The organism is Nocardia sp. NPDC004340, assembly GCF_053602575.1.
Genome location: NZ_JBSGDW010000006.1, coordinates 101768 through 114882 on the forward strand (window position 1 = coordinate 101768; position 13115 = coordinate 114882).

A 13115-nucleotide genomic window follows, 5' to 3' on the forward strand; every position below is an offset into this window, starting at 1 on the left:
CCTCGTGCAGGGGTGACGAACCCCAAGTCGGATTACTTGATGCCGGTGACCTTCAGGACCGTCAGCTTCTGACGGTGGCCCTGACGCTTGTGGTAGCCGGTCTTGTTCTTGAACTTGTGGATACGGATCTTCGGGCCCTTGGTCTGTTCGACGACCTCGGCGGACACGGAAACCTTCGCCAGCTTGTCAGCATCGGAGGTCAGCTCGGAGCCGTCAACGACGAGCACCGGCGCCAGCGACACCGCAGTGCCCGGCTCACCCTCGATCTTCTCGACCTTCACCAGGTCACCGACCGCGACCTTGTACTGCTTTCCGCCGGTCTTGACGATTGCGTACGTTGCCATCGGTCGGCTGCCCTTCTTTCTTTACAAGTGCTCGGCACTATGCTCACACGGCCGGTCATCCGATTCGCACCGGGGACCGCCGCAGACTGGTCTGGGGTATTCACCGCCGCCTCGGGCCAGTGGTTCTGCGAACCGAACCGGGCCCACTCACAGCACTAGTCACAACAGAGTGCCGTCGCAGGGGGCAGCGACTGACCAAGACTACAGGACAGGCCTGACCCCGACCAAACCGGGCCGCCCCGGCCGGAAACACGAAAGCCCGCCGGGTGCGACCGGCGGGCCATCCTGACCGACAGCGCGATTACTTGGCGCTGACGCTGCTGCTGCCGGCGGAGAGCAGCTTGGTGATGGTCTGCACGAGCACATCGCTCAGGAAGTCGGCTGCGGAACCCATGGTATTTCCTTCTTCAGTCGTGATCGGACGCCCGGAGCCTGTGTGCTCGACATGGCCGGACCGTGAGCGATCCGTGAATGGCGTTCATCACCCCGGGGAAAAGCTGTGGCCCCGCCGGAATCCGGCGGGGCCACAGCTCGTCTCACGCTGACCGGCTAGTTCTCGCCCTCCGGCGCACCGGCCGGACGGCCCGCGGACCGGCGACGCGGGCGAGCCCGCGGCGGCACCACGGCCGGAGCCAGGTCGTCGAGGTTGAAGCCCGGCTTGTCGGCCTGATCACCGCTGGAGAGCACGAACACCGCACCCTTGCTGTCGGTGGCCGGAGCCGACGCCGTGCGCGCCACCCGGCGACGGGCGGGACGACGACCCGAGGCGACCGGCGCGGCCGCGGCGGCTTCCAGGGCGGCGACCGCCGCCACGGCCGCGTGCGCCTCGGCGATCGGCGATTCGATCCCCTCCGGCTCGGACTCGACCACCACGGTGTCCGCGGCGGGCGCGGACTCGGCGGCCTGCGCACCGGACGCGGCCTGTGCCTCCTCCACCAGCTCGGCGGCCTCCGCCGACGCGTCCAGGGCGGCGACCTCGGTCATCGCCGCAGCGGCGGCGCCGTTGGTGAGCGGCGCGCCCTCGGCGACGCCGTCCTCGTCGGGGTGGTCGGTATGCGCGGCCATGGCCAGTGCGACCGGGTGGGCCCGCTTGGTGGCGGCCTTCTCGGCCTTCTCCGCCTCGTCCTCGTGCTTCTCGGCCGGTTCCTCGGCCACCGGCTCGACGGCCGGGGCGGCCTCGGCGGCAGCCGCGTTGCGGTCCTTGCGACGACGACGCGACCCCTCGCGACGGCTCACGCCCTCGCCGCTGTCCCCCGCCGGAGCCGAGGACTCGACCGGGTAGTTGTGCACCAGGATGCCGCGGCCATGGCAGGACTCACAGGTGGTGGAGAACGCCTCGACCAGGCCGGTGCCCAGCTTCTTGCGGGTCATCTGGACCAGGCCCAGCGAGGTGACCTCGGAGACCTGGTGACGGGTGCGGTCGCGGCCCAGCGCCTCGGTGAGGCGGCGCAGCACCAGATCCCGGTTGGACTCCAGGACCATGTCGATGAAGTCGACCACGATCATGCCGCCGATGTCGCGCAACCGCATCTGGCGCACGATCTCCTCGGCCGCCTCCAGGTTGTTGCGGGTCACCGTCTCCTCGAGGTTGGACCCGCCCGCTCCGGTGAACTTGCCGGTGTTGACGTCGACCACGGTCATCGCCTCGGTGCGGTCGATCACCAGGGTGCCGCCCGAGGGCAGCCACACCTTGCGGTCGAGCGCCTTGGCCAGCTGCTCGTCGATGCGCAGGCTGCCGAAGACGTCCACCGCGCTGTTGTCGTAGCGCTCGACGCGGGCCAGCATGTCGGGAGCGACCGTGCGGACGTAGTTCTCGACCGTGGTCCAGGCGCGCTCGCCCTCGATGACCAGCTTCGAGAAGTCCTCGTTGAACAGGTCGCGGACCACCTTGACCAGCAGGTCCGGCTCCTCGTACAGGGTCTTCGGCGCGCCGGAGCCCTGCTTGGACTGCTCCTCGATGGTGCGCCAAGTCGCCTGCAGCCGCTCCACGTCGCGAGCCAGCTCCGGCTCGGAGACGCCCTCGGAGGCGGTGCGGATGATGACACCCGCGTCCTGCGGCACGATGTCGCGCAGGATCTCCTTGAGCCGCTTGCGCTCGGTGTCGGGCAGCTTGCGCGAGATTCCGGTCGACGAACCACCCGGCACGTACACCAGGAAGCGACCGGCCAGGCTGATCTGCGTGGTCAGGCGAGCGCCCTTGTGGCCCACCGGATCCTTCGAGACCTGCACCAGCACGGTGTCACCGGGCTTGAGCGCCTGCTCGATCTTGCGCTCCTTGCCGCCCAGACCGGCGGCCTCCCAGTTCACCTCGCCCGCGTACAGGACGCCGTTGCGGCCGCGGCCGATGTCGACGAAGGCGGCCTCCATCGACGGCAGCACGTTCTGCACCTTGCCCAGGTACACGTTGCCGACCATGGACGCCGAGCCCGTGGAGGTCACGAAGTGCTCGACCAGGATGTTGTCCTCGAGCACCGCCACCTGGGTGGTGGAGGTCGGGTGGTCGGCGAAGTGCTTCTCGCGCACCACCATCACCCGGTCCACCGCCTCGCGGCGAGCCAGGAACTCCGACTCGGTCAGGATCGGCGGGCGGCGGCGGCCGGCCTCGCGACCGTCACGACGGCGCTGGCGCTTGGCCTCCAGGCGGGTCGAACCGCTGATGCCCTGCACTTCGTCGACCTGGGCGCGGCGCTTGCTGCGCGGCTCGCGCTCGTGCACGACGGTGTTCGGCGGGTCGTCGTCGGAGACCTCGGGCTCGTTGTCGTCCCCGCCCTTGCGGCGGCGACGGCGACGGCGGCGACGGCTGCTCGAACCCTCGGGCACACCCGCGTCGTCGTCCTCGTCGGCGGTGTCGGTCTCGGCGGATTCGGCCGACTCGTCCTCGGTCTCGGACTCCTCGCCGTCCTCGCCGTCGGCGTCACCGTGCTGCTCGCCCCGGCCCCGGCCGCGGCCACGACGGCCCCGGCGACGGCGGCGGGAGGTGCCCTCACGCTGCTCACGATCCTGATCGCCGTCCCAGTCGCCCTCGTCCTCGGCGTCCTCGGCGGCGGTCTCCTCGGTGACCGCGGTGTCCTCGGTGACCTTCTCCTCGGCCACCGGCTCCTCGACGCGCGGCTTGCGCTCGCGGCGCTTGCGGCGGGTCTCCTCGACCGTGGTGGCGTCCGGCGACAGGAACAGCGGCGCCGCGACGACGGCGGACGGCTGGTACTGGACCTGTTCCTCGGCCTGCGCCTCGCTCAGGAAGGGGCTGGCGAACAGGGTGGACTGCGCGGTGCCGGCCGGGGCGGCGGCCTCGGCGGCCTCCACTTCCTCGGCGGCCAGTTCGTCGGCGGCCCGGTCGTCGTCCGCGGCGATGGCGGCGTCGACGGTGGTCTCGGCGATCGGCTCGGGCCCGGCGGGGGCGGCCTCGACATCACGCGGTCCGAAGGCGTCGCGCACGGTCTCGGCGACGGTCCGGTCCAGGCTGGATTGCGGGCTTCTCGCCTGCGCGCCCATCTCGGTCAGGTGGGCCAGAATACGTTTGCTGGTGGTGCCCAGCAGCTTCGCCAGTGCGTGCACTCGGATCCGTTCCGGCAATTGTCCGGCAGCCGGGGTGATCTGAGCGCCCCCTTCACCGTTCACCTGCGATGCGTCCTGCGGCTCTTGATCGGCCACGAAATCTCCTCGGGGCCCCCGGGCGCGTTCCTCCGAGGAGTGACGCGGCCGACGCGGGGGCGCTGTCTTGTTGGCCTCACGCCCGGAGGCGCGAGATCGTAAGTCTTCGCGCCGCGTGGCCCGTTATCACCGGTATCTCGTCGTTCGGGCTAACAGTTCACGTGGCGCCTGGTTGGTTGGCTCAACTCCGCGTCACGAGCGTTCATCCAGCGTGCCTGCCCGGCGGCCGAGTCTTGGAGCCGTCGGCGGCAGCGATGATCGTCCGTCGCTCCGCGGTGTCAATCGGAGGTGAACGATGCCTGCCGCAAACGGCCGGCGTCGGTCACTTCCAGAGCCAGTATCCCACACCGTGCCGGGGCGTCGTGCCCACGCGGCCCGGAGCGGCCTCGCGAGTCTCGCGAGCGGCCGCTGGGTGGCAGGTCCGGGGGCGTGGCCCCGGACCCGGCCGAGGAGGAAGCGGGAGCAAACGCTCCCGCAAGATCAGTGCGCGAACCCGGGGAACCAGATGTCGATCTCGCGCTTGGCGGACTCCGGCGAGTCCGAGCCGTGCACGAGGTTGAACTGGGTCTCGAGGGCGTAGTCGCCGCGGATGCTGCCCGGGACGGCCTTCTCGACCGGGTCGGTGCCGCCGGCGATCTGACGGAAGGCGGCGATGGCGCGCTCACCCTCGAGCACGGCCGCGACGACCGGACCGGAGGTGATGAACTCGATCAGGGAACCGAAGAACGGACGCTCGGCGTGCTCGGCGTAGTGGACGACAGCCACTTCCTCGGAGACGTTCACGAGCTTCATGGCCGCGAGCTTCAGGCCCTTGCGCTCGATGCGGGTGATGATCTCCCCGACGAGGCCACGGGCCACGCCATCGGGCTTGATGAGTACCAAGGTCTGCTCAGTCACCCGTGAAGCCTAACCGTCGCTTGCTCGGCAGGAAAAACGCAGGCCGGGGCGGATGCCCCGGGCTGCCCGATTCGGCGGCGCTACTCAGGCCCCCGACATGCGCTGGCTGGGCAGGGTTCCCGCCTCCATGCGCTTCTTCACGTCCGAGCGCAGGAACAGCACGAAGACCCACACGGCGACGAACACCACACCGATCACCAGGATCGAGATGTGGATGAAGCCGCCCAGCAGCAGAGCCACCTGCAGGGCGAGGTTGAACGGGATGGCCCAGGAGCGGCGCTGCACGCCCGCGCCCAGGAACATGACCACGGCCAGGCCCACCACGTAGAGCACCGACCACCAGCGCAGGCCGCCGCCGACCGCGCTGATCACCGGCAGCGCGAGCAGCACGGTGATGGCCTCCAGGACCAGGGTCCCGGCCATGACGCCGCGCAGGCCCTTCCACGGGTCGGTGGCGGGGGGCGGGACCTCGGGGGTGGCGTCGCTCATGCGGGATCCTTTCCGAACAGGCTGCGGGCGGACCCGGCGGTGACGACCGAGCCGGTGATGACTATGCCCGCGCCCGAGACCAGTTCGGCGTCCTCCCCGCCTTCGGCGAGGGCGATGGCGGTTTCGATGGCGTCGGCCAGGTCGTGGGCGACGGCCACGCGTTCGTCGCCGAAGCGCTGGACCGCGAGGTTGGCCAGGTCGTCGACGGGCAGGGCGCGCGGGGAGCCGTTCTCGGTGACGACGATCTCGTCGAAGACCGGTTCCAGGGCGTCGAGGATGCCGCCCGCGTCCTTGTCACCCAGCACCGCGATCACGCCGACCAGTTTGCGGAAGTCGAATTCGCTGGTGAGGGTCGCGGCCAGCGCCTTGGCGCCGTGCGGGTTGTGGGCGGCGTCGATGAAGATGGTGGGCGCGCTGCGCATGCGCTCCATCCGGCCGGGGCTGAGGCAGCTCGCGAATCCGGCTCGCACGGCGTCGATATCGAGCTGACGGGACGCGCCCGCGCCGAAGAACGCCTCGACCGCGGCCAGGGCCAGCACCGCGTTGCGGGCCTGGTGTTCGCCGTGCATGGGCAGGAAGATCTCGTCGTACACCCCGCCGAGGCCCTGCAATTCGAGCATCTGACCGCCGATGGCGATCCGGCGCGACAGCACCTGGAACTCCGAGCCTTCGCGCGCCACGGCGGCGTCGACCTCGACGGCCCGGCGCAGCAGGACGTCCATGACCTCGGGTTCCTGCTGGGCGATGACGGCGACGGTGTCGCGCGGCGACAGTTCGTCCTCGGGGGCCTTCTTGATGATCCCGGCCTTCTCTCCCGCGATGGAGGTGAGGTCGGGGCCGAGGTATTCGGTGTGGTCGAGCCCGATGGGGGTGATGACGGCGACCTGGCCGTCGATCACATTGGTGGCGTCCCAGCGGCCGCCCAGTCCGGTCTCCACCACGGCCACGTCCACGGGCGCTTCGGCGAAGGCCGCGTAGGCCATCCCGGTGAGCACCTCGAACTTCGACATGGCCGGGCCGCCGGCGGCTTTGGACTGCGCGTCGATCATCTCGATGTACGGCAGCAGCTCCCGGTACACCTCGACATACCGTCCCGGCGTGATGGGCGCGTTGTCGATGGCGATGCGCTCGGTGGCCAGCTGCAGGTGCGGGCTGGTGATCCGCCCGGTGCGCCGGTGCAGCGCGGTGAGCAGCGAGTCGATCATCCGGGTGACCGAGGTCTTGCCGTTGGTGCCCGCGATGTGGATGGCCGGATAGGACTGCTGGGGCGAGCCCAGCAGGTCCATCAGCGTCGCGATCCGGGACAGCGACGGCTCGATCTTGGTCTCCGGCCAGCGCTGGTCGAGTTCGGCCTCGACCAGCGCCATTTCGGCGAGATCCACCGGCGAGGTGCCGTGGGACAGCGAGCCCTCCGAGTACTGACGCTCCGGTTCGTCGTTCACTTGGCGGCCAGCTTGGCGATCTCGGCCAGGCGTGCGGTGACGCGCTCGACGTCGCCCTCGGCGATCTCCTTGCGCGCCTTGATCTTCGCGACCACCTCGTCGGGGGCCTTGGCCAGGAAGGCCTCGTTGCCGAGCTTGCCGTTGGTGCCGGCGAGCTCCTTCTGCGCGGCGGCGAGGTCCTTCTCCAGGCGGCGGCGCTCGGCGTCGAGGTCGACGGTGCCGGAGGTGTCGATCTCGACGGTCACGGTGGCGGCGGACAGCCGCACCTCCAGCGACGCGGTGGCGGCGAAGTCGTCACCGGCGGCGGTGAGCTTGGCCAGGTTGGCGATGCCAGCTTCCTGCGCGAACAGGTCGGCGGTGTCGATGCCGATCAGCTTCGCCGCCACCTTCTGGCTGTCGGCCAGGCCCTGGTCGGCGCGGAAGCGGCGGATCTCGGTGATCAGCTTCTGGGTGTCGGCGACGCGGCGGGCGGCCGCGGCGTCGGCGGTCGCGCCGGAGACGGTCGGCCAGGAGGAGATGACGATGGACTCGCCCTCCGCGCCCTCGGTGAGGGCCTGCCACAGGGTCTCGGTGACGAAGGGGACGGCCGGGTGCAGCAGGCGCAGCACGGCGTCGAGGACGGTGCCGAGCACGACGCGGGTGCTGGCGGCGCGCTCCTCGGAGCCGGCGAACTGGACCTTCGCCAATTCCAGGTACCAGCTGCAGAATTCGTCCCACGCGAAGTGGTAGAGCCCTTCGAGGGCCTTGCTGAACTCGTAGCGGTCCAGGGCGCCGTCGACCTCGGCGATGACCTCGTCGAGGCGGTCCAGGATCCACAGGTCGCTGTCGGTGAGGGTGTCGCGGGCGGGCAGTTCGCCCGGCTGCGCACCGTTCATGAGCGCGAACTTGGTGGCGTTGAACAGCTTGGTGATGAAGCTGCGCGAGGCGGTGACGTGCGCGGTGCCGACCGAGAGGTCGCCGCCGGGCTGGGCGCCGCGGGCCAGGGTGAAGCGGGTGGCGTCGGCGCCGTACTCCTCGATCCAGTCCAGCGGGTCGATGCCGTTGCCGCGCGACTTCGACATCTTCTTGCCGTGTTCGTCGCGAATCAGGCCGTGCAGGAACACATCCTGGAACGGGACCTGCTTGGCGTCCTTGCCCGCGGTGAGCACCGGGTCGTCGGAGACGAACATGCCGAACATCATCATCCTGGCGACCCAGAAGAAGAGGATGTCGTAGCCGGTGACCAGCACGCTGGTCGGGTAGAACTTGCGCAGTTCCTCGGTGGAGTCGGGCCAGCCCATGGTGGAGAAGGGCCACAGGCCCGAGGAGAACCAGGTGTCGAGCACGTCCGGGTCCTGGACGTAGCCCTCGGGGGCCTGCTCGTCGGGTCCGACGCAGACGATCTCACCTTCGGGGCCGTACCAGATCGGGATGCGGTGGCCCCACCATAGCTGACGGGAGATGTTCCAGTCGTGCATGTTGTCGACCCACTCGAACCAGCGCGGTTCCTGGCTGGCCGGGTGGATCTTCACGTCGCCGTTGCGGACCGCGTCGCCGGCGGCCTTGGCGATGCCCTCGACCTTGACCCACCACTGCATGGACAGGCGGGGTTCGATGGGTTCACCGGAGCGCTCGGAATGGCCGACCTGGTGGATGTAGGGGTACTTGCGGCCGACCACGCGGCCCTCCGACTCGAGCCGCTCGCGGATCTTGACCCGGGCCTCGAAGCGGTCCATGCCGTCGAATTCGGTTCCGCTGTCGGCGATCTTGCCGGTGATGTCCATGATGGTCGGCATGGGCAGGTTGTGGCGCAGGCCGAGCTCGAAGTCGTTGGGGTCGTGCGCCGGGGTGATCTTGACCGCGCCGGAGCCGAATTCGGGGTCCACGTAGTCGTCGGCCACGATCGGGATCTGGCGGCCGGTGATCGGGTGGTAGACGGTGGTGCCGATGAGGGCCTGGTAGCGCTCGTCGTCGGGGTGCACCGCGACGGCGGTGTCACCGAGCATGGTCTCCACGCGGGTGGTGGCGACGATCACGTGCGGCTCGTCGTCGTTCAGGGAGCCGTAGCGCAGCGAGACGAGCTCGCCCTCGACCTCCTTGTGGTCCACCTCGAGGTCGGAGATGCCGGTCTTGAGCACCGGCGACCAGTTCACCAGGCGTTCGGCGCGGTAGATGAGGCCCGCGTCGTAGAGGCGCTTGAAGATGGTCTGCACGGCGCGGGACAGCCCGTCGTCCATGGTGAAGCGGTCGCGGCTCCAGTCGACGCCGTCGCCGAGGCGGCGCATCTGGCCCTGGATCTGGCCGCCGGATTCGCGCTTCCAGTCCCAGACCTTGTCGACGAACAGTTCGCGGCCGAAGTCTTCCTTGGTCTTGCCGTCGACGGCGAGCTGCTTCTCCACCACGGTCTGGGTGGCGATGCCGGCGTGGTCCATGCCGGGCAGCCACAGCACCTCGAAGCCCTGCATGCGCTTGCGGCGGGTCAGCAGGTCCATGAGGGTGTGGTCGAGGGCGTGGCCCATGTGCAGGGTGCCGGTGACGTTCGGCGGGGGCAGCACGATCGAGTACGCGGGCTTGGCGCTGCCCGGGTCGGCGGTGAAGTAACCGGCGCCTACCCAGCGCTCGTACAGGTCGGCCTCGACGTCGCTGGGGTTCCAGCTCTTGGGGAGGGCATCGGCACGATTACGCGGGTTCTCAGAGGCTGCGCTGGTCACCGTGTGATTCTAAGGGCTGGGATTATCGCCCAACGACCGGGTTTTTCCCAGGGGCGATTTTGGATAGCCGAAGGGCGGGGCTCTCGGTGGATGAGGGACACCGAAAGCCCCGCCCTCGATGGCCAGCCTACCGCCGTTTCGGCGCATTCCTCCGGATCCTTGGCCAATTCTCAGGTTCTGAGCCAAATGGGCCAGGGTAGACCAGGTTTCGTTGCAATCACGTTGTGTCGGACACATTGTTCCCGCGTCGTGACCGGAGTCGTACCCGTGTCGTCACATGGCCCTTTCGAGGCAACCGAGCGGTAGCCTGAAATCCATGAATCCGATTGTCACACGGTTGATGTCGACGGTCGCCGGCCAGCTGGGCCACCCCAGCGGCACCCTCGGCAAGGTGGTCGCCCGCGTGCTCAACCGAGGCAACCGCCCCCTGATCGAGGCCGCGGTCACCGCCGCCGAGGTCACCCCCACCGACGCGGCCGCCGATATCGGCTTCGGCGGCGGCATCGGCCTCACGCTGCTGCTGGGCCGGGTCGGCACCACCGGCACCGTGACCGGAGTCGAGCTCTCCGCGGACATGCTGTCCCGGGCCCGCGCCGAGTACTCGGCCGATCTGTCCTCCAAGCGATTGCGCCTGGTCGAGGGATCGCTGACCCAACTCCCCCTGGCCGACGACTCGCTGGACGCCGTAATCACCTGCAACACCATCTATTTCGTGCCCGAGTTGGACGCGGCCTGCACCGAGCTGGCTCGCGTCCTGAAGCCCAAGGGCCGCTTGGTGATCGGCATCGGCGACCCGGACGGGATGGCGAAAATGCCTTTCACCTCTTACGGATTCACGCTGCGACCGGTCGCCGAGGTCCGTGCGGCGCTGGAGCGGGCCGGCCTCACGGTCGATCAGCGTGAGATCACCAACAGGCCGATGACCGGCTACCTGCTCATCGCCCGCCCAGCCTGAATACGACTGGTGCCCCACACCTTTCGACGTGGGGCACCAATGTGGACGACTCAGGGGACGAGGACGTCCAGTACGCCGGGGTGGGCGCGGAAGAGCGCCGGGAGGAGACCGGCCGGGTCGCCGTCCGCGGTGGCGGGTGCGCCGGGGGCGGTGAGACGGATCTCACGGGCCTGGTACTGGACCGCGGCCGGGTGGTCGATGCGCTTGCCGGAGGACAGGGTCGGGAGCAGGCGCAGCATTTCCAGGCGGGACATGGCGCCGACGACGGTGAGGTCGAGCAGGCCGTCGTCGATCCGCGCGTCGGGGGTGATGAGCATGCCGCCCCCGTAGGTGCGGGTGTTGCCGACCGCCACCATGACCGCGTCGAGTTCGAGGACCGTGCCGTCCGGGTGGTCGGGGGAACCGGTCAGTTCGATGCGGTAGGGCACCGCGAGCTTGCCCGCGAGTTCGAGCAGGGCGGCGACGGTGTAGCGCATCGGGCCGTTGGGCCAGCGCAAGGCGTTGGCGCGCAGGGTGACCCGCGCGTCGAGGCCGGTGCCGGTGACCGTGGCGAACCAGATGGCCCGGCCGGACTCCTCGGTCTCGACGGTGCCGAGATCGATGGCGCGGGTGCGCCCGTCCAGGATGGTGGCCACCGCGGCGGCGGTGTCGTCGGGGACGCCGAGTTCGCGGGCCAGGTCGTTGCCGGTGCCGCCCGGGATCAGGCCCAGCGGGATGCCGGTGCCGACCAGGGCCTGCAGCACGACGCCGACCAGGCCGTCGCCGCCCGCGGCGACGACGGCGTCGGGGCGGGCGTCCGGGTCGGCCAGGGCCTTGCGGACCAGCCGCTCGCTGTCGGCGGCGGAGTCGCCGAGGATCTCGGTGACCTGGACGCCGAACTCGGCGAACCGGTTGGCCGCCTCGACGGCGACCATGGCGCCCTTGCCGTGCCCGGACAGCGGGTTGGTCACCAGGGCGATGGAGCGGATGGTTCTCACGGAATCAGCTTCCCAGGGTTGAGGATTCCGGTGGGGTCGACGGCGTTCTTCACCGCGCGCAGCACCTGGACGCCCAGGTCACCGATCTCGTCGGTCATCCACGGGCGGTGATCCGCGCCGATGGCGTGATGGTGGGTGATGGTGCCGCCGGCGGCCACGATGGCGTCGCCCGCGGCCTTCTTGGCCACGGCCCAGCCCGCGATCGGGTCCTCGGCCTGCTTGGCGACGATGGTGAAGTACAGCGACGCGCCGGTCGGGTAGGTGTGCGAGATGTGGCACATGACCAGGGCCGGCTGGCCGAGCGCCTCGACCAGCGCCGCGGTCACCCGCTCCTTCAGGTTGGCGAGATTGCTCCAGGTGGTGGCGGTTTCCAGGGTCTCGCACAGCACGCCCACGTCCAGCAGCGCGTCCCGCAGATAGGGGGCGGCGAAGCGGCCGTGCTCCCATTCCTTGGCCGGGCCCTCGCCCAGCGCGGTGCCGCCGGCGGCGGCCAGCAGGGCGGCGGCCTCGGCGCTGCGGGCGGTCACGTGCGCGGCGGTGCCCTCGAAGGTGGTGACGGCGAGGCAGCCGCCGACGGCCGCGCCGCCGATGTCCCCGGCGCGAGCCAGGTTCAGGCCGGTCTCGGCCTCGTCGGACAGCCGCATGACGGTCGGGGCGGCCCCGCCCTGGATGACCGCGCGCAGGGCGTTGGCGCCGGTGGCGAAGTCGGGGAAGGACCAGGCCTGGTAGCCGGTGGTCTCGGGGACCGGGTGCACGCGCAGGGTGACCTCGGTGATGATGCCGAGCGCGCCCTCGGAGCCGGAGAACAGTTCGCGCAGATCGGGTCCGGCGGCGGAGGCGGGGGCGCGGCCCAGGTCGAGATCGCCCGCGGGGGTGGCGATCCGGAAGCGCTGGATCATGTCGTCGAAGCGCCCGTACCCGGCGGAGGCCTGGCCCGAGGACCGGGTGGCCGCGAAGCCGCCGATGGTGGCGTATTCGAAGCTCTGCGGGAAGTGGCCGAGCGACAGGCCGTGGCGGGCGAGCAGTTCCTCGGCCTGCGGACCTGACAGGCCCGCGCCGAGGGTGGCGGTGCCGCTGATCGGGTCGACATCGGTGAGGGTGTCGAGGCGGCGCAGGTCGAGCGCGAGGACGGCGCCGAAGCCGCCGCGCGCGGGGTCGAGGCCGCCGACGACGCTGGTGCCGCCGCCGAAGGGGACGACCGCGATGGCGTTGGCGGCGCAGTACTTCAGGACCGCGAGGACCTGGTCGTGATCGGCGGGGAAGACGACGGCGTCGGGCGCGTCCTGTTCCCCGTCGGCGCGGCGGCGCAGCAGGTCGGGGGTGGATTTGCCGCCGGCGCGGAGCAGCCGGTCGCGGTGGTCGATGGAGAGGTGCTCGGCTCCGACCACCGCGACGAGCCCGGCGTGCTGGTCCGGGGTGAGTGCGGAGGCGCGCAGCGGCACGTCGCCCTCATCGCGACGGGTCACCGGCTCGCCGGACACCCCGAAAACCTGCGTGAGCAGTCCCCGGATCTGCTCGGACAGTGGTTTGTGTCCGGCCGGGGAGCCCCAGGCGTCCCACACCATACTCGGGCGGACCTGCGGCTCGCCCGGGTTCGCAATGGATGCGGAAGCTGCTTGTGTGTCGACCATGCGTTACAGTGTGACATAGAATGTCAAGCAGTAACGGCA

General features: G+C 70.2%; 9 protein-coding genes. 1 reads left to right on the forward strand and 8 read right to left on the reverse strand.

What is annotated here, in order from left to right; all coding sequences use genetic code 11:
• Positions 1–32: 32 nt before the first annotated feature.
• The 6 genes from rplU to ACWEOI_RS24455 all read right to left on the reverse strand — a co-directional run bounded on the left by rplU (position 33) and on the right by ACWEOI_RS24455 (position 9513).
• On the reverse strand, positions 33–344 hold the full coding sequence (rplU, locus tag ACWEOI_RS24430; RefSeq protein ID WP_357090204.1) for a 50S ribosomal protein L21: 312 nt from the start codon (positions 342–344) through the stop codon (positions 33–35).
• A gap of 549 nt (positions 345–893) precedes the next feature.
• Positions 894–3995: a translation initiation factor IF-2 N-terminal domain-containing protein gene (locus ACWEOI_RS24435; RefSeq protein WP_452361123.1), complete on the reverse strand. Its 3102-nt coding sequence runs from the start codon at positions 3993–3995 to the stop codon at positions 894–896.
• A 480-nt stretch (positions 3996–4475) separates the two neighbouring features.
• Positions 4476–4892 (reverse strand): nucleoside-diphosphate kinase, encoded by a 417-nt coding sequence (ndk, locus tag ACWEOI_RS24440; protein ID WP_357090206.1) that lies wholly within the window; start codon positions 4890–4892, stop codon positions 4476–4478.
• An 84-nt stretch (positions 4893–4976) separates the two neighbouring features.
• Positions 4977–5381, reverse strand: coding sequence for a DUF4233 domain-containing protein (locus ACWEOI_RS24445; protein ID WP_379101236.1), 405 nt, complete (start codon positions 5379–5381; stop codon positions 4977–4979).
• Positions 5378–6823 carry a bifunctional tetrahydrofolate synthase/dihydrofolate synthase gene (folC, locus tag ACWEOI_RS24450; RefSeq protein ID WP_433671719.1) on the reverse strand — a complete coding sequence of 482 codons (1446 nt, stop codon included), beginning with the start codon at positions 6821–6823 and terminating at the stop codon, positions 5378–5380. The genes ACWEOI_RS24445 and folC overlap by 4 nt, the downstream gene beginning before the upstream one ends.
• Positions 6820–9513: a valine--tRNA ligase gene (locus ACWEOI_RS24455; protein WP_452361124.1), complete on the reverse strand. Its 2694-nt coding sequence runs from the start codon at positions 9511–9513 to the stop codon at positions 6820–6822. Before ACWEOI_RS24455 ends, folC begins: the two co-directional genes overlap by 4 nt.
• A 316-nt stretch (positions 9514–9829) precedes the next feature.
• Here ACWEOI_RS24455 and ACWEOI_RS24460 point away from each other — a divergent pair, with 316 nt between their 5' ends.
• Positions 9830–10468, forward strand: a complete 639-nt coding sequence (locus ACWEOI_RS24460) for a methyltransferase domain-containing protein (protein WP_433671717.1) — start codon at positions 9830–9832, stop codon at positions 10466–10468.
• A gap of 50 nt (positions 10469–10518) precedes the next feature.
• On the opposite strand, the gene ACWEOI_RS24465 is transcribed toward ACWEOI_RS24460, so the two are convergent.
• On the reverse strand, positions 10519–11445 hold the full coding sequence (locus ACWEOI_RS24465; protein ID WP_433671716.1) for a YegS/Rv2252/BmrU family lipid kinase: 927 nt from the start codon (positions 11443–11445) through the stop codon (positions 10519–10521).
• The gene (locus ACWEOI_RS24470) at positions 11442–13010 is read right to left on the reverse strand and encodes an FAD-binding oxidoreductase (protein WP_452361231.1); all 1569 of its coding nucleotides are present in this window, start codon (positions 13008–13010) and stop codon (positions 11442–11444) included. Before ACWEOI_RS24470 ends, ACWEOI_RS24465 begins: the two co-directional genes overlap by 4 nt.
• Positions 13011–13115: the final 105 nt, after the last annotated feature.

What these genes read in the sequence shown, in the direction of transcription:
- rplU (WP_357090204.1), bottom strand. Translation starts at nt 344, where the DNA reads ATGGCAACGTACGCAATCGTCAAGACCGGCGGAAAGCAGTACAAGGTC.
- ACWEOI_RS24445 (WP_379101236.1), bottom strand. Translation starts at nt 5,381, where the DNA reads ATGAGCGACGCCACCCCCGAGGTCCCGCCCCCCGCCACCGACCCGTGG.
- ACWEOI_RS24460 (WP_433671717.1), top strand. Translation starts at nt 9,830, where the DNA reads ATGAATCCGATTGTCACACGGTTGATGTCGACGGTCGCCGGCCAGCTG.
- ACWEOI_RS24470 (WP_452361231.1), bottom strand. Translation starts at nt 13,010, where the DNA reads ATGGTGTGGGACGCCTGGGGCTCCCCGGCCGGACACAAACCACTGTCC.